The 21,196-nt window shown below is 46.8% G+C and carries 16 protein-coding genes and 1 pseudogene; 10 read left to right on the top strand and 7 right to left on the bottom strand.

Features of this window, described 5'->3' with window-relative positions:
- Positions 1 to 189 precede the first annotated feature (189 nt).
- The gene (locus RIM23_RS16190; RefSeq protein WP_446368224.1) at positions 190 to 501 is read right to left on the bottom strand and encodes an acyl-CoA thioesterase; all 312 of its coding nucleotides are present in this window, start codon (positions 499 to 501) and stop codon (positions 190 to 192) included.
- Between the two features lie 117 nt (positions 502 to 618).
- Here RIM23_RS16190 and RIM23_RS16185 point away from each other — a divergent pair.
- The 4 genes and pseudogenes from RIM23_RS16185 to RIM23_RS16170 all read left to right on the top strand — a co-directional run.
- Positions 619 to 1,170: pseudogene (locus tag RIM23_RS16185) on the top strand (IS200/IS605 family accessory protein TnpB-related protein); the annotation flags it as partial.
- An 804-nt stretch (positions 1,171 to 1,974) separates the two neighbouring features.
- Positions 1,975 to 8,004, top strand: coding sequence for a PAS domain S-box protein (locus RIM23_RS16180; protein ID WP_446368223.1), 6,030 nt, complete (start codon positions 1,975 to 1,977; stop codon positions 8,002 to 8,004).
- Positions 8,004 to 8,999, top strand: coding sequence for a diguanylate cyclase domain-containing protein (locus tag RIM23_RS16175; RefSeq protein WP_446368227.1), 996 nt, complete (start codon positions 8,004 to 8,006; stop codon positions 8,997 to 8,999). The genes RIM23_RS16180 and RIM23_RS16175 overlap by 1 nt, the downstream gene beginning before the upstream one ends.
- Entirely contained in the window at positions 8,996 to 9,700 is a 705-nt protein-coding gene (locus RIM23_RS16170; RefSeq protein ID WP_446368222.1) for a zinc ribbon domain-containing protein, read from the top strand. The genes RIM23_RS16175 and RIM23_RS16170 overlap by 4 nt, the downstream gene beginning before the upstream one ends.
- Before the next feature lie 23 nt (positions 9,701 to 9,723).
- Here the strand turns inward: RIM23_RS16170 and RIM23_RS16165 are convergent, their stop codons facing one another.
- From RIM23_RS16165 to RIM23_RS16140, 6 genes are all read right to left on the bottom strand, one after another.
- Positions 9,724 to 12,441 carry a CHAT domain-containing protein gene (locus RIM23_RS16165; protein WP_446368221.1) on the bottom strand — a complete coding sequence of 906 codons (2,718 nt, stop codon included), beginning with the start codon at positions 12,439 to 12,441 and terminating at the stop codon, positions 9,724 to 9,726.
- A 6-nt stretch (positions 12,442 to 12,447) separates the two neighbouring features.
- The gene (locus RIM23_RS16160; protein WP_446357543.1) at positions 12,448 to 12,831 is read right to left on the bottom strand and encodes an aspartyl protease; all 384 of its coding nucleotides are present in this window, start codon (positions 12,829 to 12,831) and stop codon (positions 12,448 to 12,450) included.
- On the bottom strand, positions 12,828 to 13,151 hold the full coding sequence (locus RIM23_RS16155) for a hypothetical protein (RefSeq protein ID WP_446357541.1): 324 nt from the start codon (positions 13,149 to 13,151) through the stop codon (positions 12,828 to 12,830). Before RIM23_RS16155 ends, RIM23_RS16160 begins: the two co-directional genes overlap by 4 nt.
- Before the next feature lie 286 nt (positions 13,152 to 13,437).
- Positions 13,438 to 16,443: a two-partner secretion domain-containing protein gene (locus RIM23_RS16150; protein WP_446368220.1), complete on the bottom strand. Its 3,006-nt coding sequence runs from the start codon at positions 16,441 to 16,443 to the stop codon at positions 13,438 to 13,440.
- Positions 16,444 to 16,562: 119 nt separating this feature from the next.
- Positions 16,563 to 16,976 carry an ArsR/SmtB family transcription factor gene (locus RIM23_RS16145; RefSeq protein ID WP_446368219.1) on the bottom strand — a complete coding sequence of 138 codons (414 nt, stop codon included), beginning with the start codon at positions 16,974 to 16,976 and terminating at the stop codon, positions 16,563 to 16,565.
- Positions 16,977 to 17,099: 123 nt separating this feature from the next.
- On the bottom strand, positions 17,100 to 17,222 hold the full coding sequence (locus tag RIM23_RS16140) for a hypothetical protein (RefSeq protein WP_446368218.1): 123 nt from the start codon (positions 17,220 to 17,222) through the stop codon (positions 17,100 to 17,102).
- A gap of 58 nt (positions 17,223 to 17,280) precedes the next feature.
- Between RIM23_RS16140 and RIM23_RS16135 the strand changes: the two genes are divergently transcribed.
- The 6 genes from RIM23_RS16135 to RIM23_RS16110 all read left to right on the top strand — a co-directional run bounded on the left by RIM23_RS16135 (position 17,281) and on the right by RIM23_RS16110 (position 21,064).
- Positions 17,281 to 17,979, top strand: coding sequence for a 4Fe-4S dicluster domain-containing protein (locus tag RIM23_RS16135; protein ID WP_446368217.1), 699 nt, complete (start codon positions 17,281 to 17,283; stop codon positions 17,977 to 17,979).
- Positions 17,980 to 17,994: 15 nt separating this feature from the next.
- Positions 17,995 to 18,243: a hypothetical protein gene (locus tag RIM23_RS16130; RefSeq protein ID WP_446368216.1), complete on the top strand. Its 249-nt coding sequence runs from the start codon at positions 17,995 to 17,997 to the stop codon at positions 18,241 to 18,243.
- Positions 18,206 to 18,628, top strand: a complete 423-nt coding sequence (locus tag RIM23_RS16125; RefSeq protein WP_446368215.1) for a heterodisulfide reductase-related iron-sulfur binding cluster — start codon at positions 18,206 to 18,208, stop codon at positions 18,626 to 18,628. The genes RIM23_RS16130 and RIM23_RS16125 overlap by 38 nt, the downstream gene beginning before the upstream one ends.
- Positions 18,629 to 18,906: 278 nt before the next feature.
- A complete protein-coding gene (locus RIM23_RS16120; RefSeq protein ID WP_446368214.1) occupies positions 18,907 to 19,605 on the top strand; it encodes an FAD-dependent oxidoreductase in 699 nt (232 codons plus the stop codon).
- Between the two features lie 11 nt (positions 19,606 to 19,616).
- Positions 19,617 to 20,201 (top strand): 4Fe-4S dicluster domain-containing protein, encoded by a 585-nt coding sequence (locus RIM23_RS16115; RefSeq protein WP_446368213.1) that lies wholly within the window; start codon positions 19,617 to 19,619, stop codon positions 20,199 to 20,201.
- Entirely contained in the window at positions 20,198 to 21,064 is an 867-nt protein-coding gene (locus RIM23_RS16110) for a CoB--CoM heterodisulfide reductase iron-sulfur subunit B family protein (RefSeq protein ID WP_446368212.1), read from the top strand. Before RIM23_RS16115 ends, RIM23_RS16110 begins: the two co-directional genes overlap by 4 nt.
- Positions 21,065 to 21,196: the final 132 nt, after the last annotated feature.

Below are 21,196 nucleotides of genomic sequence, written 5' to 3'. Positions count from 1 at the left end.
GCCAATGTTATCGGTCGGTAACTATCCAAAAAGCACTGTTTCAGTGACCTTAAAACTGTTTAACTTTTCGGTTCTAGAGCAGTAGACTAGCGGGAGCATCTACGCACCATCTCTTGAACACTTGCCGATAACGTAGTCAGTTAAGACTTAAGCTGGTCAGAATGGCTTGTTAGATTTCTCTTTCAAGCCTCATGCCTTTAGGCTGAGGTTCCTGACCTGCTGTAGCCAAGTGGTGATTCCTAGGGTATCATCCGCTGTAGCTGGACGCAAATAGTCGATTTCAATCCGACGCATGACAAACACACCTCCCAGTTTTCGGCATTGTGCCAAAGAATAGCCTAGGATTTGGGCGTGTTCCACGGCGGCTTGTTCGAGATAATTCTGGTAAACAGCATTGTTTACAGACAAGCGATAGTGAAAGTCCCCGTCTTTCAAGCGGGGGATGAAACTGAGCAAATCGTACAGATAGCGGGATAAATCCCGCACGAATTTCTTGTTCAATGATACACTATAACTACAAACAAGGAGGTGATGAATTTGTACGGATGTCAACAGGTACTATTGACTCCAAATACCGATTTGTCGGCAATACTTGAATACATCTGTTCTGAGGCAAATCAAGGATTTTGGAACGAAAACTTAGCATCCTTAACTGAAAAACGCAATCGTCAAATCAGGGATGCAGTGAATAAAGCAGCGAGAATTGTTATCAATCGCTGTCTTCGACACCGAATTGGAACAATCGTCTTCGGATGGAACCAGCGCCATAAAGATGGAATTAAGTTGGGAAAAAAGAACAATCAAGAATTTGTTCAAGTTCCTACCTCTCGTCTTAAAGAAAGAATCCGAAAATTGTGTGAACAATATGGAATTCAGTTTGTAGAAACTGAAGAAAGCTACACATCTAAAGCTAGTTTTCTTGACAACGATCTTCTGCCTGTATTCGGCAACAAGCTGGAAGGGTGGAGCAAGGGTGGAAAACGAACCAAGCGTGGAATGTATCGCACAAAAAAAGGAGAATTTATCAACGCCGATTGCAATGGCGCTGCTAATATTCTCCGCAAAGTAGAGATACAGCTAGGTCTTGAGCTAGCCAAGGTCAGTAGGGCGTTTTTGACTGCGCCATCCAGGGTTTTTCTCTGGAACTCTAAGAAGATAAAACTTTCATGACGTGGCTTCTAGCCCGTCCTGTAGTATCCGCTTAGAATCCCCCGAGCTTTAGCCGGGGGAGAAGTCAAATGTCCGAGGACATCGATTTCGTAATGCCGCACCCGCAATTGCCTGGTATAGATTTGCATTGGCTTCACTGTGGTTGGGATTCTCAGGGTTGATGATACACGCTTTTGCGAGTCCCCAGCTAAGGTAGCATACCGACAACTCTGGGATGGGTACGTCTATGACTGTCTCTATTTGCCCCGGCTAGCACCACCGAGTATTTCAACAATGTGTTTGATCGTTTATTATAGAAATTGAGCTGTTCGATTTTTTATGTTGCCATTAACCCGTAGAAATCATTAACAAACGAATGCTGAAGTGGGTAGCGGCAAAATATCTAAATGTCTAGAACATTGATAATCGCTTCTAGCCAGATTAGGCACAATCAAGAGACGGCTTGCCACTCTCAATATTTGTTGCTTCATTGAATGGTGAATTTCTCAGGGGAAACTACAAAATATTGGTTTGACTTTTTCGTCATTTAATGCTATCTGTATTGGTGATTAATTTACTGATAAAAACGTAAATTTTCTTTAACTCTTTACCGTTTAATATAAAAAATCCGTAAAACTCGCGCGGATCTTTGCAGTCTAGTTGTGGATAGATACACGAGTTAATTGTTCAACTCTATGCATGGCAGATATAACCGACCCGTTTTTGCAACAGGGATGTTTCTAAAGTCATACCCTTAACCTGAAGTTCAGTCTTTTTATCACTGGCGCCAAATAAGCCCAAGTTTCTGTGATCGGTAGAGTTTATATGTTTTCCTTTTTCAATCGACTGTTAATCGATGGGTTGATTCATTACTGTAATGACTGGCTATCCGGTTCCAGCCCAATTCATCTAGTGTTAATATGTGGCGGTGTTTTCGCCATAATTGGGTTATTGGCTACAGGTTTAGCCGGCTTAAGACAAACTCAAAGACAAGGAAACCCTACCGCTCAACCCAATTCCCCCAAAACCTTGACTGAAACTATAGCAGTTGATTACGCCACCCTGTTTCAAGCGATTCCCCAAGCGGTCATTGTTACCAATACAGAGGGTTTTATCCTGAAGGTAAACTCAGCCTTTAGTCAGCTATTTGGTTACCAGCAAGAAGCCGTAGTGGGACAACCCTGGCAACAGTTGTATACTAATCCCCAGGAGTTTGAGCGACAGAGTTTGAATCCTGATTCTGTGGATTTTAATCAGTCTAAACCCATTAAATATCGACGCCAAAATGGGGACAATTTTATCGGTGAAACCCTCAATAGCGTCATTAAAGATAGGGAAGAAAAGGTTGTCGGAATTCTCTGGCTGATTCATGATATTAGCGATCGCCAGCATACTGAACTCGCCCTGCAAGCCAGTGATGAACGCTTAAACCTGCTGATTGACGGGATTAACGACTATGGGATTTACCTAATCGATACTGAGGGTAAAATTGTTAGCTGGAATGCAGGTGCTCAACGTCTGAAAGGGTATTCAGCTTCAGAGATCATTGGTCAAAATTATCAGTGTTTTTTCCTAAAAGAAGACCAAGAAAACGGCAAACCTGAACAATCTTTGCAAATTGCCGCCCAAAAGGGTCGATTTGAGGATGAAGGGTGGCGTATGCGGCGGGATGGTTCGCAGTTTTGGTGTACAACCATTATTACAGCACTGCGCGATGAAACCGGATACCTACGGGGATTTGCCAAAGTCACCCGCGACATTACCGAATCCAAGCAGGCTGAGGTGCGCTTACAACTGTTGGAACGGGCGATCGCGGCGAGTAGTAATGGTATCCTGATTACTGATCCAAATTTACCCGATAACCCGATTATTTTCGTCAATCCCGGCTTTGAGAAAATTACGGGTTATTCAGCGCCAGAGGTTTTGGGAAAAAATTGTCGCTTCTTACAAGGGGATAATCATCAACAACCTGGATTAGATAAGCTGAAAGCGGCGTTAGAAAACGAACAAGACTCTCACGTCATCCTGCAAAACTCTCGCAAAGATGGTACACGCTTCTGGAATGAACTGTCCGTTTCTCCCATCCGCGATCGCAATGGCAAACTCACCCACTATATTGGCATTCAAACGGATATTAGTGAACGTCGTCAAGCCGAACAAGAGCGCGATCGCATCTTTGACCTGTCCGTTGATATGCTTTGTATTGCGGGGTTTGATGGCTATTTTAGACGTCTGAATCCCGCCTGGGAAAAAACCTTAGGTTGGAGTGAAGCTGAACTGTTAGCCCAACCTTATCTAGAATTGGTTCATCCCGATGATCGCGCCGCCACGATAGCCCAAGCCGAAAATCTCACAACCGGGAAAGACGCCATCGCCTTTGAAAATCGCTATCGCTGTTCAGATGGTTCCTATCGCTGGCTGTTGTGGAATTCCAAAGCCTTAGTTGAAGAAGGGTTAATTTATTGTGTTGCTCATGACGTAACTGAACGCAAGCAAGCCGAAGCCGCCTTACGAGAGAGTGAAGCCCGCTTCCGTACCATGGCAGATAGTGCGCCTGTACTGCTTTGGGTGGCTGGAACCGATGGGAATTGTACGTTTTTTAACCGCCCCTGGTTAGAATTTACCGGACGCCGTTTAGAAGATGAACTCGGCGAGGGTTGGGTAGAGGCGGTACATCCAGAGGATAAGCCTAATTGCCGACAAACCTATAGTTATGCCTTTAACCGTCGCCAATCCTTTCGCATGGAATACCGACTGCGACGCGCTGATGGCGAATACCGTTGGCTCTTAGATACAGGTATTCCTCGGTTTGGTGACGATAGCAGTTTCTTGGGTTATATCGGTTCTTGCATCGACATCACCGATGTAAAAGAAAGTCAAGCCGCTCTGGAATATTCCCAATCCCTGCTATCTGGGGTATTAAATAGTTCCCTGGATGGGGTAATGGCATTTGCAGCCGTTCGCGATCGCCAAGGGACTATTACTGATTTTAAATGGTTGTTGATCAATCCCGCCGCCGAACGCATGGTGGGGCGGACGAGTGAGGAACTCATCGGTAAGCAGTTGCTCGTGGAAATGCCGGGAAATCGCCAAGAAGGACTCTTTGATTTCTATGTTCAAGTAACAGAAATAGGTATCCCCATTGAGCGAGAATTTCATTACCACCACGACGGGATTCAGGCTTGGTTTCAAATCGCCGCCGTCAAATTAGGGGATGGGTTTGCCGTTACCTTTGGTGATATCACTCATCGCAAACAAGCTGAGGAAGCCTTACATCAGAAAAACTCAGAACTGCAAGCGATTTTTAATGCCCTTCCAGATTTGTATTTTAGATTGAGTCAAGATGGCACCATTCTCGACTATAAAGCCACCAATCGGGGTGAATTATATGTGGAGCCAGAACAGTTTCTGGGACAGCCTGTATACAATGTCCTACCTGCTGATGTGAGTGATAAAATGCATCAGGCGATCGCGCGGGTGATTCAAAGCCTATCCCCGGTGAGTCTGGAGTATTCCCTATCCTTAGCAAAAGGAGAGCAAAACTATGAAGCCAGACTCGTGCCATTTTTGGATAATCAGATTATTGGCATTATCCGTAACATTACCGAGCGCAAACAGATTGAGCAACAACAGCGCCAAGCCGAAGCCGCAATTCGGGGTTTATATCGAGTCGCGGCTGCACCCAAACTCACGTTTGAGGAACGCCTGCAAGGACTCTTAGCCCTGGGGCGGCGTCATTTTGGTCACGATGTCGGTATTGTGTCTCGGATTGAGAAAGGGCGCTGTCTGGTTATCGCCGCTCAAGTTCCCCCCAATGGGTCCAGACAAGTGCAGGCGGGGGATAGCTTTGAATTAGAACAGACGATTTGTCGCCAAACAACCCAAGCCAAAGAACCGATCGCGTTTGAGTTGGCTCAAGATACAGAGTGGGCAAATCATCCAGCCTGTCTAAGGTTTGGGATGAAATCTTATCTGGGTACGAGTGTCAAGGTAGCCGGAAACATTTATGGGGCGCTGTGCTTTTTCAGTGTTCAGGAACGTCCCGCCACCCTCACCGCCAAAAATCCTTCGGCGTCCCATCAACTGCTCAAACTCATGGCACAGTGGGTAGGTAATGAGATCGAACGTCAACAAGCTAAAACTGTATTAGAGCGGCAATTACAACGCACGTTGCTGCTTAAACACATTACCCAAGAAATTCGCCAAAGCTTAAATAGTGACCATATTTTTCAGACAGCGGCGACGCAAGTGGGTCAGGTGTTTGGCGTGAATCGTTGCTTGATTCATACCTATTTGGCAAAGCCTTGTCCCCAAATTCCATTGGTGGCGGAATATTTAGAACCGGGTTATGAGTCTACCCGAGAGCAAATGATTCCAGTTTTGGGTAATCCTCACGCCCAAGCGGTGCTGGCGCAAGATCAAGCCGTGAGTTGCGAGAATGTTTATACTGATCCACGACTAGAGGGGGCGGATTTTCTTTGTCGTCAGATTGGTCTTAAATCCATGCTTTCGGTGCGTACTTCCTATCAGGAGCAGACCAATGGTATTATTTGTTTACATCAATGCGATCGCTTCCGGGAATGGAATGCCGATGAGATTGAACTGTTAGAAGCGGTAGCGGCGCAAGTTGGGATTGCTTTAGCTCAAGCTCAACTCTTAGAACAGGAAAAACAACGGCGGGAAGAACTGACGCTGAAGAACCTCGCCCTCCATAAAGCCAAACGGGAAGCCGAAGTCGCCAATCGAGCCAAAAGTGAGTTTCTGGCAATGATGAGCCATGAAATCCGCACGCCGATGAATGCGGTGATTGGTATGGCTGGGTTGTTGTTGGATACTAAACTGACGCCTCAGCAACAAGACTTTGCGAATACGATTAGTAGTAGTGGTGAAGCGTTGCTAACTATTATTAATGATATTCTGGATTTCTCGAAAATCGAATCCGGCAAATTGGAATTAGAGGAACACCCGTTTAATGTGCATGTTTGTATTGAGGAAGCGTTAGATTTAGTGGCGTCCCAAGCGGCGGCGAAAGGATTGGAACTGGCTTATTTAATTGAACCCCAAACTCCAAGCAATGTGGTGGGTGATATTACCCGCCTGCGACAGATTCTGGTGAATTTGCTGAGTAATGCGGTGAAGTTTACTCAACAGGGAGAAGTGGTGGTGTCAGTGGTGAGTCGGGCGGTGTCTGGGGGAGCAGAGGGAGCTGGGGGAGCAGGGGGAGCAGAGGGAGCAGAGGGAGCTGGGGGAGCAGAGGGAGCTGGGGGAGCAGGGGGAGCAGAGGGAGCTGGGGGAGACGTTCCGGTGGAACCTCTGGAAGTCGAAGAAACCTACGAACTGCAATTTACGGTTAGAGATACGGGAATTGGCATTCCGCGCGATCGCATGAATCGCTTGTTTAAACCGTTCTCTCAGGTGGATGCGTCTATGACCCGCAATTATGGCGGAACGGGACTGGGTTTAGCGATTAGTAAGCGTTTAAGTGAACGGATGGGTGGGCGCTTGTGGGCGGAGAGTCAGGTGGATAAAGGTTCGACGTTTTATTTCACGATTGTAGTGAAATCAGACCCCCATTCGGTCACGGCTGAGTTGGATACACCTCAACCGGAGTTAAGGGGAAAACGGTTACTGGTGGTGGATGATAATGCTACGAATCGCCAAATTATCACCCTACAGGCGCAGTCGTGGGGGATGGAGGTGATAACGGCGGAATCGGGAGAGCAAGCGTTGAATTGGTTAGCCGCAAGAGAACCTTTTGATCTGGCGGTTTTGGATTGGCAAATGCCCCAGATGGATGGTTTTACCTTAGCGTTACGCATTGAGGCGTTACCGAAGAGTGAACCACTTCCCTTGGTTATGCTCAGTTCTGTGGGTCGGCAAACCCCCTCCCAAACCGATGATCTGCCTAACTTTGCGGCGTTTCTAACCAAGCCGATTAAGCAATCCCAGCTTTATAATGTGTTTGTGGCAATTTTAGGACGTAAGCGAATCTCGGTGCGTCCGGGCGAGCGCTTATCGGGACTGCTTGAGGCTCAGTTTGCCCAGAAGCTACCGTTACGCATTCTGCTCGTCGAAGATGTGGCGGTCAATCAAAAGGTGGCTCGCCAGATGTTGCAGCGATTGGGATATCGCGCGGATGTGGCGAACAATGGACAAGAGGCGCTGGAATCCCTGGGTCGTAAGTCCTATCAGGTGGTGTTCATGGATGTGCAAATGCCTGAAATGGACGGATTGGAGGCAACTGCCCGCATCCGGGCTCAAGGGGCGTCAGCTTGCCAACCTTGGATTATTGCCATGACGGCTCATGCCATGCAGGGAGACCGAGAACAATGTCTGCAAGTGGGCATGAATGACTATATCAGTAAACCGATTCGACCGGAAGCCCTGGTTCAAGCGTTGAATAACTATTCCCAGGTGCTGGCTCAAGCAGGCAGAGATAGCATAACGGATTATTCAGAGGACGTATCTGTGCCAGAAATAACCTCAGACTCTAGTGCTACCCCCGCTTTGGATCGTCAAGTGCTGCAAGATTTAAGAGAAATAGCCGGAGACGATTTTGAGGGGTTAATCGCGGAAGTGATTGACTCTTATCTGGAAGACTCCCCACCTAGGGTACAAGCGATTCATAGTGCGATCGCTCATGATGATGCTAATGCTCTGCACCAATCCGCCCATGCGTTGAAATCATCAAGTCTGACGATTGGTGCAACGGGTTTGGCACAACTGTGTGCGGATTTAGAAGCGCGGGGTCGCACGGGAAACCTAGATTGTGTTTTAATCCTGCTTTCCCAGTTTGATGCAGAGTATGAGCGAGTTGTCGCCGCGTTGCAACAAGAGCATCCGAGGAAACGATGATGAATGAGCCTGACTTTCAGCATGACTCACCCTTGATTTTGATTGTGGATGATGAAAAAACCCTACGTCTGGTGCTACGTCGGGCGATGGAGCAGGAGGGCTATCGGGTGTTGGAAGTGGGGGATGGGCATCAATGTCTAGCGCTTTGCACCGAACAGTTACCTGATATTGTTTTGTTAGATGCGATGATGCCGGTGATGGATGGATTTACCTGTTGCGCTAAGTTACAGGAAATGTTTGGTCAGGACTGTCCCCCTATCCTGATGATTACTGGACTCAATAATCAGGAATCGGTAGACCGAGCTTTTGAGGCAGGCGCTACGGATTATATCACAAAACCGATTCATTGGGCGGTGCTGCGGCAACGGGTGCGTCGATTACTGCAAACCCGTTGGATTATGGCAGAGTTACGTCGCAAAATTGAGCAGGAACGGGTGTTGAAGGCGAAGTTAGAGGAAATGAATCAGGAGTTGCAGCGGTTGGTTGATTTGGATGGGTTGACCCAGATTGCCAATCGTCGGGCGTTTGATGAGGCGTTGCAGCAGGAGTGGAAACGATTGGCGCGGGAGCAAGCGCCCCTGGCGTTAATTTTGTGTGATATTGATTTTTTTAAGCCATACAACGATACTTATGGGCATCAAGCGGGAGATGAGTGCTTGAAACAGGTGGCGGATATTTTGCGTAAAGCGGTGAAGCGTCCAGCGGATGTGGTGGCTCGGTATGGGGGTGAGGAATTTGTGATTATTTTACCGAATACGTCCCTCAGAGGTGCAATGCAGGTGGCAGAATCGATTCGGTTGAAAGTAAAGGCTCGGGCGATTGTCCATGAGGGATCTTTGGTGAGTAAGTTTGTCACCTTGAGTTTTGGGGTAGCTGGCGTGGTTCCGCCGCCAAGAACTACACCAGATCGGCTGATAGCTGAGGCAGATCAAGCCCTTTATAAGGCTAAGGTGCAAGGGCGCGATCGCGTGGTGGGGAATTTGGTTGAGGTTTGATTGTCATTCGTCATTCGTCATTTGTCATTTGTCACTTATCATACTATCCCAGCAAGATCCCCGACTTCGTAGGAGTTGTCGGGGATCTGCGTACCTCACTTACACGCCATCGCGCTGTAGAACGTGAGCGCGGCTGTCCCCACCCTCAACTGGATTGGGTTCACAAGGTAGCGGTAGATATCGTTAGCAGTAATAGCTTCATCGCTACAGAAAAACTGGAAGTTGCCCAAATGACCCGTAAAGCTAAAAAGGGTAAGAGGAAAAAGCAAAAAGCTGGTCTAAATAAGTCCATTTTAGACGTGGGAATGGGGATGTTACGGCAAGCTATCGAAGACAAAGTTCTTGAAGCTTGTGGCGTATTCATCGAAGTCCCTACCAAGTCAGTTAAGCCGTCACAAACCTGTCCCGGCTGTGGGCATCAGCACAAAAAAACACTGGATGAAAGAGTTCACCAGTGCAAAGTGTGTGGTTTCACGATGGCTCGAGACTTAGCCGCAGCCCTGGTTATGTTGCTTTGGGCACAAGACAAACTACCGGGGTTTGGAACGAGCCTCGCAGACGCAGATGCACCACGCTCTACTTCAAAGACTCGTGAGCGCAAGCAAGCTGCTTCGATGAAGCAACTGGGGCAAATGAAGCGTCAAAAATCCGCTACGGAACCTACGGGGCAGGATGTAGAAACCCGCCCCTCAACGAAGTAGGGGCGGGTAGTTCATCCGACGCTCTATAACCAATTGCCCACCAAAACAAACGGTGCCCAGTAATAAGGATGCTCATACTCAGGGTTTTTCAAGATAGAAAGCTGAGCCTGACGCAGAGATTCCGCTTTGTTATTCTCAGCTTGAGTCAGGGATTGGTAAAACTCAGCCATGAGTTGAGCCGTTGATTGGTCGCGAACTGACCACAGGGTTGCCAGAGTACTGCGGGCGCCTGAACGTACCGCAACACCCGCTAATCCCAAGGCGGCTCGTTGATCCCCGGTTGCGGTTTGGCAAGCACTGAGAACCAGTAATTCAATTGGTTGGCTATCCTCTCGTTGTCGAACTTGCAGTAATTGATCCAAATCATTGACATTGACTTGCCCTTCCCACGTCAAGATAAATGTATCTTCTACCTCGGAACTAAACTGACCATGGGTAGCAAGGTGAACGACTGGGAAAGAAACGGCACCAATTTCCTGCTTAAGTGTGGTTGTGGTAAATTCTTGATTGAAAAGCATCTCAGACGGTACTTGAGCCGCAATTTTACTCAGTTCTAACTTGACTCCAGGTAAGGCAGAAAACCCCCCACGTTCCTCGCTGAGTCCACCAATTAATGCCTGAAGCCGTTCTCGATTTAGCGCACGCGGTTCTAATAGTTGCAATCCGGGACTCACCGCGATACTGTATTTTTCGATCAGATACTGTTCTCCATCGTGAAGGGCTGCCATGGGCAGATTTCGCAACGCCCCATCCAGGATAAAGACGAGGGTTTTAATCCCACTGTCAGCTAACTCGGCTTCTATGGGTCGAATCAGCCAGTCATAAATGTCTTGGGAATAGCGTAATCGTTGTTTGTTTGACAGAACAGGATTAAGGAATTTGCGGAGTTCGATAAAGGCGTTGTTGACCTCTGTTTCTGGTAATTGGGTTTCATAATGGCCCAGGGGTTGTCCCGGCAATGATAGGATCACGGCTAAACGGTCTGGCAGAATAATTGGATAAATTACCGCCGCCGTGGGATCAACCTGATCAATTTGCTGGGGTTGCGCCTGGATACAGGTGTTGCGAAAAAAGTTATCTAGTTCAGCAAGTTGGAGGGATTCAATCACCTCGCGGGCTTTTTGCAGGTTTTTCTGAGACGGATCAGATTTTAGAAGTAATCCCACCAGTTGACGATAGACGGGTTCAACCCGCTCTCGAAAGTAAAATTGTAAATTTGGCAGGGCAATCAAATCACTGCGGAGCGATCGCAAGGTTTCAACGGCTACGGTATAAGCGGCGACTGCATCCTGGGTATTTCCCTGCTTTTGCAGAATCCGACCCAGTTGCCACTCCCATAAATAGGCAATATCGCCAGCATTAATTCCTTGAACCAGACTCAGCGCCTGTTGTGTTAGCTTTTGCGCCTCGGCTAACTGCTGCTTTTGTTCGTAAAGTTTGCCTAATTGTCCAATAGCGTAGGATTCAGCTTTAGCGTCTTGAATCTGTCTGGCTTGTTGAATCGCTTTGGCTAATAATTGTGCGATCGCGCCGTTCGTAGTCAGCGATGCTGCGCTTCCGGTTTCTGGGGTAACGTTATCGGTCAAACCCGCCCCTACAACTTGACATCCAGACGTGCCATGGCACGTCTCTACATCCCTTGCCATCCTGATCAGACTGTCGGCAAGATTCACCTGAGCATAAACCGCCGCCCGACTGGGGGATAGGGTGGCGAGACTAACTTGGATTTTCGGTAATAGTGCGATCGCGGCTTCCTCTTGTTCCGTATTGATCAACAGACTCAGTTGGTTCAATTGAGCTTTGATTTGGATCAGCGAATCGGTTGCATTTTTGGCGGCTTTGTGGTAATAATCTAATGCTTTGTCATCTTCTTGTAAGTCTCTCGCCACATTCCCTAAGCTCAACAGAATCGCACTCGTATCGGGAGTTGGGTTTAGTTTTTGGGCGATCGTTAAACTTTGGGTTAAAAGGGTTTGGGACGTTTTGGGATCACCCAACTCTTGTAGGGCTATTCCTAAACTCTGCAATCCTTGAACTTTGACACGGGAGTCAGGTTGGGCTTGGAGTTGTTGATTTGCCTGTTTAAGGAGCGTTTGCGCCCGTCGATAGAGTCCCAAGGTTTGCAAGGCTTGGGCTTGGTTAATTTGGCTTCCCAGTTTTCCGGTTTCATCCCCGGCGCGGGTGTAAGCGTCGGTGGCTTGTTTCCAGGTTTCCAAGGCGGCTTCAGCTTGTCCTTTGGTTAGTTGCAGGCGTCCTTGAGTATTCAAGGCTTGACCCAGAATCGCCAAACCCCCTGATTCCCAATTGTCTTGGTGTTGCAACAGATCAAGACTTTGGCTAATCGCCTGTTCTGCTTCCTGGACTTGTCCCAAGTTTTGATACGCTAGCGAGAGATAACTTAAACTTAAGGCAAGATTGAGGCGATCGCGCTTTTGTTCATACTCTTGGGCGGCTTGTCGCCACAGTTGTGCTGCATCAGCAAAACGTCCTGCTTCAAAGGCGGTAATCCCTTGTTCTAGTGGGGTTGTGGGATTAGTAGGTGTGACGTTGGGGAGTTGGCTGTTTAAGCGGTTGGCGGTATTCTCAAGGGATAGGATGTTATCGGTTTGGGCAATAGCCAAAAAGTCTTCTGCCGTAGTGGTAACGAGAAACAGAGTTAGCCCAAACAGAATCAAAAGGAAAGCATATCTTCTAAAACTCGACCCAACCCGTAACCTAAAAAAAATACGAAACCACTTCATAATAGTTTATTCACTTGCCATAATCTTCAGGGTCAAAATTTCCTTCTTTTTATTCACGATTAATTCAAAGAGTTCTAGCCACTGACACCCCATTAAAACATCAGGCAATTCATCTCCTACATGAACGGGAACGGTAAACTCTTGGCTATCAATAGTCACTTTCCCCTCATAGAGGTCAAAAAACTCATGTCCCCGTGCCGTCTGCATCTCAATCTCATAGGTAATTATAGACCAATCTAGTACGTCAATATCCTGAGAATTAATCGCCAACCAACCTGTTGTAAAACCTGTATCTAAAACAGCTTCAACTGTAAAGCCCTCACCGTTAGCCGCAATCAATTCAATTTCAAAAACTAACTCTCCATTATCACTAAACTGACCCGCAATCATATCTTACCACAGGTTCCCGTTTCATTAAGCCTAAAGATTGTTAACTTGATATCATGACTTGCATATCGTTCCTGTCCTTTTTCAATTAATCTTTCTAATTTAGGGTCAATCAAATAATCTCCACTATCGGGTTCGATAGCAATAAACCAATTGTAATACTTTTCAATTAGTTCCCAGCGAACTCGTTCAAAAATAACTCGACAACGTTGCCCTAGTTCAATTCTGTTTGCTTTGCGTCTTGCTAATTCTTCTGGGGGAATAGTGTATTCAGGAAATAGTCTCCCCCGTCGCGGTTTCGGCTTATTATACAGCTCAGTCATCGTGATATACTAACCTCCTCATTAGACCTGATTAGATTGATTATACAGCAGATTTCAGGTCGCCAAATGTTAATACACGTAATACACGCCAAGCGGCTTGATTTTGTTCATTTGGATCTTCTTCAAACATTTTATTTAGAGTTGAGTTTGACACTATCGGGAGTTATCGAATTGTCTAGATAGACTACACTTGTCTAGATAGACTACACTATCCCCTAAATTCATTAAAATAGCCTATGACAAATGACAAACGAAGCTCCCCGTCGTTTTTAATTTTTCCATCTACTTAAGGTGAACAAGTTTGTGGTTTATATCGAGGACTTTGGGGAGAAGCTTCCGGTAAATTAGCTACCAATTCAACTTGACCTTTTTCATTGACAATCCAGCCTTGCGCTTCAATAATTTGAGGTTGAGGATTCGGTCGGGAAAATTGAAAATTGTTTTCTGTTTTAGCCACAGACGATGGTGAAGATGCCACCGATAAATTGCGTACATCTGACCACACTGTCTCACTGGCAAGGGGTTGAGTCGGGTTAGCAGGTAAGCCACCACGTCCAGTTAGGGAAAAGTAATTTCCTTCATCGGCGGCACAGCCAATGGCAATAAGCGTGCTAGTATCTGTGAAATTTTCGGGGAAATCAACTAATCCTTGAGAGGGGTCAATCCCTTGGATAACGATATCTACAATACCACTGAACTCAGGTCCCAATTCAGAGGTGGCGGTAATATCACTTTCGGGCGTTAGTTGTTCCCGAAACTCCGTACCAAAAATACCTTGAGCCGTAACACTAACCCGCCCACCTCGACCTTGTTGAGCATTCGCAGTGATATCGCTATTTTCTTGAGCGACTAGGGTATCGGTGATGATGGTAATATTACCCCCATCTGTATTTCCGGCATTTGTGGTAATTTGACTTTCTCGGTTCATGACTAAGTTTTGGGTTTTTAGGGATAAGTTACCGCCTTGACCCGAATCCGTCGCCGCATTAATGGTTCCCTGATTGTCTAATTGAATCAAATCGGCGACAATTTCTAAGGTACCCGCATCCCCAGAACCCAGACTATTCACGGCAACTTCTGCTCCATCTCGGATAATAAGTTGACCTGCATTTACTGTTAAAACACCCGCATTTCCAGTGGCTTGCAATGCAGGAAAGTCAGCCCGTCCTGAGGAAGAGACTAAACTACTGGGAATTTCTACGGGAACTCCTCCCCCTGTAGAAATTCCCGTACCGATGAGTTCTAGGGTATCGGAGACATTAACCGTTAATGTTCCTCCATCTCCCGCACTCAGCGTCGTGGTTGAGATATTTGCCCCACCCCGGATGATCATATTGCGGGTGGACACTTTTGTATCTCCTGCAGGTGCCCCACTAAAACTGGTGGTTCCCGGACCACTAATAAATCGAGCATCCGGGGATACACCGTCAATTTCAATAAAATCAGTCGCATTTATGACAACATCTCCGGCTGGACCCCCCACCGGGATTAACCCCAATCCTGTCAATGCACCCGTCTGATTTCCCACTTGCGCCCCTTCGCCCATAGTCATCCGGCGTGTATTCACGGTGATGTCGCCGCCTGTCCCTGTACCAAAGATACTGTTGGCAAAAATTCCTGTGGGAGCCAGGGCACCAATGGGTGTACTATCCATTTGTACAGACTCAGAGGCGTTCACTTGCAAACTTCCACCATCGCCTTGAGCAAAAGTAATCGTTTGCAGGAGTCCCCCATTTTTTAGGGTTAAGCGTTGCGTATTCAACCTGATATTTCCCGCATCGCCTGTGGTTCCTTGAAACGCCCCGGTAACAAATGCTGAACCGGATATTTCCACGGATTCAGAAGCGTTGACTGAAACATCTCCCCCTCTCCCCGCACCTCCCGTTGGCGTAAGTGCGATCGCGCCATTCTCCATTACTAACCGAGTAGTATTAATGGTTAAACGACCGGCTGCGGAACTGCTTCCTTGAGTACCCGCCAAAAGTCCGCCGCCGACAAATTCTATATCAGCAACTTGTAGGGGGGGTAAGTCCGGGGGTAAACCTAACGCCTGTAATAGTTCTGGTGTCGCTAATGCCCTTAAGATAATGTTTTGTTGCAAATTCTCAAATCCAGAACCACTCAGTTCTACGGAATCTGAAGCCCGAATTGTCAGATCTCCCCCTGTCCCATCTCCAAAGGTTGATGCAGAGACTAAGCCTCTACCCTGCACCCGTAATTGTCCTGTGTTTATGGTTAAATCTCCCCCGGACCCAGCACCTTCTGTATTTGCCTTGATGCTACTGATGGACAAACCATTGGCGGATGCGCCGACGACTTCGACTAACTCAGAAGCGTTTATGGTTAAATTACCTCCAGGTTGAGATCCTTGGGTAATTGACAGAATTTGTGACCCATCCTGGACGGACACTTGTCGCCCTTGTACCAGAATCTCACCCCCGCCTTCACCACTCGCTTTAACAGTAGCTTGTTCTATTAGTTGAATCGTGCCTAATGTTGATGTTGCACTTGTAGCATTGGGGAATGAGGATTGGGGAGAATTTAGGTTCCACTCTCCATTAATAACTGAACCGAGTTCAATTTTTCCGGCGGGTGCGGTAAGATGACCCCCTGCTAACCTGACATTCCCACCGATTAAGGATAAGGTTTGACCAGTTTGCACAGCCAGTCCCACGACTTCATCCCCACTTTGGGCAACGGATTGATTGACAATAGTGCCGGGATTGGGTCCAATTTGCAAGCCGATGGGAACATTAATGGTGAGCAAAGGGGACGGGGTTTGAGGATTTGTGGCGCTGAACTCCAATCCATTCTCAAAAATAATGCTATCTGCTGTCGTGGCTCGAAATGCACCGGACACATCTAATCGAGCATTTTCGCCAAAAAAGATACCATTGGGATTCAGCAGAATCAGGTTCGCGGCTCCATCGACGCCTAAGGTTCCCAGAATATTTGTCGGACTGTTTTCACCGGTGACGCGAGTGAAAATGGTTTCAATCCCTCCAGGATTAGCGAAATCAACTCGTTGTCCATCTCCCACATTGAACTTCTCAAAACTGTGGAATAGGTGAGAATCCCGTTGAGCGCCGCCTTGAATCCGAATGTCTATTGGGTTATCGCCCGGTGTCAATACCGACGTTTCATCACCCAAAGTAGCATCAGGAGTAATTTGCGCGATCGCAGGCTGATTTAAAACAACGCCAATCCAGCATCCCAATAGGCTTGTCGCTGTCCATGCCATTATCGGGAAGCTATTGCGATCGCGGCTTTTCTGATTCAAGTTTCGTGCCACCGCTACATTACATTCAAAGTAACACCAAACAACTTATCGCTGTATTTGGCTACAATAGCATCTTTCTTTGGGAAGATGGTAGTAGGGGTTTGGTTACCAAACCCCTCGCGGGCGTCGGTTTATCCACGACCTTGACGCAATACGGCTAACTCCTGTAATTGCTGGCTTTGCTGCTCCACTTGCATCGAGAGAGTATCACAGACCAAATCGCACAATTCAAACAAAAACGGGTTTGCTATTTTATAGTAGACACAAACCCCTTGCTGTTCACGGGAAACAATTCCCGCCTGGTTGAGTATTTTGAGGTGCTTCGATACGTTAGCTTGTCCCAGTCCGGTTTCTTCAATAATCTCTGTGACGTTCTTTGCACCCGCTTTCAAGCAGCAGACAATCTGTAGCCGACTGACTTCCGAGAGTACCTTGAAAAAATCTGCCATCAAGGTCAACGCCACAGGAGAGAGTTGGGAGATTCCACAATCGGATACTGAATTGGCTTTGTTGGTCTTGGTTTTGGTAACGGTGCGATTCGGCATAAGGGGTAAAACTGCGCGGTTCAGGGTTATTTACTGATTAGTCATATTATTACATACCATACATCTGTTGTCTTCGCTGTCATAGCGAGAAAACCGACTGCAGGGGCGGGTTTTACAGATAGCTTATGCCACAAACTGATACCTTGACCAAACCCGCCCTTGGGGAAGCAGGTGAGCAGAGGGCAAAATTGTCACCGGAAAATTTTTTTTGGCTAACCCCTTGACTTTATATAACCACTTGCTCATATAATGAGTTCATCAACGATAGGCGTCACTCAGTCGCGCCAGTCAAAGGGGTTTTCCGATGGGCAAACTATTTAATGAGCTAAAACAAGACATTTTGTATCAGCACGGCATGAATGCCTGCCTCAATTGCGGTGTATGTACTGCCGTTTGTCCGGCAGCCGAGTTTAACGATTACTCTCCCAGAGAGGTGATGAACATTGTCCAATCCGAAGATGACGAACTGATTGAAGACTTGCTCAAATCAGACAAAATTTGGTATTGCGGACAATGTTTCTCCTGCAAAACCCGGTGTCCCCGAGGCAACAGTCCCGCTTCAGTTATTCTTGCCTTGCGCCGACTTGCTATTCGTTACGGTTACTTCGCCGAGTCGGAAAGAGGACGACAGCAATTAATTGCCAAGCGGGTATTTGGGGAAAACATGCTCAAACGCGGCTATACCTTACTGGCAAAAAACATCTCCCCATCCCATTTTCCTGAACTGGGTGAGAACTGGGAATACTATTACGACCATATGAAAGAAATGCGTGAATGGTGGGGTGTACCAATGGACTTGGAAAATAGCCCCGGTTCGCACCGGATGATTCCCGAAAAAGACATGGAAGAAGTGCGGGCAATTTACCAAAAAACCGGTGCTGTCTCCTTAATGGATGCCGTGGAAAAAGGCATGGAAAAGAAACTCGGCAGCAAAGCGGAAGTGGAAAAATACTGGCAAACCTGGTTAGAAACTGGGGATAGCCACAACTACGAAATCAAATAAATCAGGATAAAAATCATGAAATTAGCCGGAAAAAATCAAGCCTGGGAAAGACACCAAAAACAAGTCCCCAGCGTCGATGACCCAGGTGGAAACTTATGGGGATGCTTCCGCAGTTGTTTTCTCCAAAGTGCCGCCCCTTATACCGAAGGCATCGCCTATAAGATATTAAAAAATGATCTGGGCATCGAACTGCGGGAAGCCCCTGGTCATACCTCCTGTGGGGCAATTGGATATCTTAGAAGCCTTTGGTGCGGAAATTATTGATTATCCCGAACGCCGACATTGTTGTGGGATGGGCTTCCGCCAATGTGCGTTTCCTGAAAATCGGGATTACACCGCCGGGAGTGTTTATAAGAAATTAGCCAGCCTGAAAGAAGCACACCCAGACTGTAATTTAATCTTAACCAACTGTCCGGGTTGTACCGTGTTCCTGGATGCCGAACAAGGAACTATTAAGGAAGTCTTGGAAGAAGAATTTAACGTATCCATTCTCGACTACGCCCAACTGACTGGGTTGCTTTTAGGCTATGACCCTTTTAAGGATTGTGGACTAAATGCCAAGGCGGTTCCTGTCGAACCGTTGCTGGATAAAATCGGTATTCCTTATGACAAATCTAAGACGGCTGAAGAACGGAGACGACCGTTTTAAGTCTAATAACACTGAAATAAGCATTAGGAAATCACCCCAACCTTTGATATAGCGTAGGGTGGGCATTGCCCACCAGCATACCAGTCAGTGGCATTCGTTTTAAGTCGGTGGGGACAATTAAAATCGTCATTTGTCATTTGTCATTTGTAAGGGCTTGAGGAAGATTGACAGAAGTTAACCAAGTTCGGTTTATTTCCATCAACCTCCTTAAACGACTCTTTCAGTATAGTTTCGCTTGACAAACAGCAAAATTGGTAAATATCGCAAGGATGAAAACAATGGGCAAAAATGTAGTCGTAATTGGTGGTGGTCCAGCGGGAATGGCTGCGGCTGGGAAACTCAGCGAGTTAGGACAAGAGGTTACGTTAATTGAGAAAGACGCCGAATTGGGGGGACATTTAAAGAAATGGTATAAAGTTTTTCCTGATTTTACCGATGCTTCAGAAATCATCGCTGAACTCAAAGCCGGACTCCATGGAACCCGGGTGTTAAACAATTGTACGGTGAATCGGATTGAGGGTTCAGCCCCGAACTTTACCGTAACCACTTCAACCGGGGAAAAAATTGAGGCGGCTTCGATTCTGGTTGCGACGGGATTTAACCATTTTGATGCTTCGTTTAAAGAGGAGTATGGATACGATATCTACGATAATTCTATCACCTCGGTTGAACTAGATGCCATGCTAAAACAGCAAACAGTGAAAACGGCATCGGGAAGGGCGCCACGGAAAATAGCCATGGTTCATTGTGTCGGTTCTCGCGATGAAAAAGTAAATAATAATTACTGTTCGCGAGTTTGTTGTACCAATGCGGTTAAGGTAGCAATTGAAGTTAAAGAACAGATACCTGATTGTGAAATTTACTCGGCGGCGGCGGAAATTGCGGGTTTTCTCGCCACTAAGGTTGGTTCTATCTCCCAATTTGAATCAGCGACTAATGGGCATTTTGTCAGTAAAAAGCAGGTTGTACATCAGTGAGGATTAAATCAATGATCGCCAAAAATAAATGCTTCTTTGGTATTAGAAAAGATCGCCAGGTTGATGGTGATAAAATCAGTCAAAAAGTGATGGATAAGGTGATCTCTGAGGGGGGTGAGAATGCCGCGATCGCGAGTTGTATGCAGTGTGGTACTTGTAGTGGAGGATGTACCAACTTTGAGCGCATGGATATTTCCCCCAGAAAGCTGATTCTGTTGCTGCAACGGGGTGAATGGGAAACTATTCTCAAAAGTAACACCCTCTGGTTATGTACCTCCTGTTACACCTGTACATCCCGATGTCCCCGTGGAGTACGACCAGCCGATGTAATTGAGGCGGTTAAAGCCCTTGCCATCCGCGAAGGAATTCAGAATGACTCAACCCGATTTAATCAGATCTTTGTGGAGTTAGTCAAGAAACGCGGGATTGTCTTTGAACCAGAACTTATGCATCAATATGGCGGGATTGAAGCCATGGTGGAACAAGCAGATTTGGGCATTAAATTAGCGCTTCGGGGTAAGTTGTCGCCCTTTCCGGCTAAAGTGAAAGACCCGAAAACATTTAATCAAGCATTAGAAAAAGCGAGTAAAAAATGACATATTCTTACTATCCAGGATGCAGCCTCCATTCCTCAGCCAAGGAGTTTGATATCTCGACCCGGGTGGTGATGCAAAAACTGGGAATTGAATTGGAGGAAATTGAAGATTGGTCTTGTTGTGGCGGTTCTATCGCGGCTGGGGTTTCTCATGAGGTGGGGATGGCGTTAGCGGCGAGAAATGTGGTGCTGGCGCAACAAAAAAATCGCGATCTTTTGGCATCCTGTTCGGGGTGTTATAACAAGTCAGCCAAGGCGGCTAAGGCATTAGAAAACGAGAGGGAACGCAATAAGATTACGCCGATTCTGTCGCAGATGGGGATATCGGTTTCTGACTCTAAGATCAAGGTGAGAAATGTCGTCGATGTCTTGGCGAATGATGTGGATATCTCCAGCGGGATCAAAAAGCCGTTGCGGGGTTTAAAGGTTGCCTGTTATTATGGATGTCTCTTAACTCGACCCCAGGATTTAACGGGATGGGATTCTCCAGTGCTCCCTATGTCGATGGATAAATTAGCTAAGATTTGTGGGGCGGAGGTGGTTGATTTTCGGTCAAAGACAAAGTGTTGTGGTGGACCGATTCTTGTCCCCCAGGAAAAGGTGGCGTTTGAACTGACTAAGCGCCTTTTAGATGAGGCAAAATCCTTGGGGGCAGATTGTATGGTTTTGGCTTGTCCGTTGTGTGCCAATAATTTAGAACTGAGACAGCCGGATATCGAGAAGGCGTACAATGTTTCCTATAAGTTGCCCATTCTTTATATCACGGAAATTATTGGCTTGGCGTTAGGGATTAAACCGGGGAAACTGGGGATTAACAAGCACGTTGTTTCACCTAAACCTGTTTTGGATAAATTGGGATTATGAGCTGATAAATATACCACAATTCCTGGTGTGACACAGTGAAAATCGTGGAATATATTTTACGGGTTTTCTGGGGGCAAAGTTTGTGGGCGCACGTCTGTGTGGTAAAAGGGCGCACGTCTGTGCGCCCCTACA

The sequence above is a fragment of the Coleofasciculus sp. G3-WIS-01 genome (assembly GCF_040223135.1).
Lineage (GTDB): Bacteria > Cyanobacteriota > Cyanobacteriia > Cyanobacteriales > Coleofasciculaceae > Coleofasciculus.
Note: the sequence above shows the minus strand (reverse complement) of the source record. Positions and strands in the feature narration are given on the sequence as shown.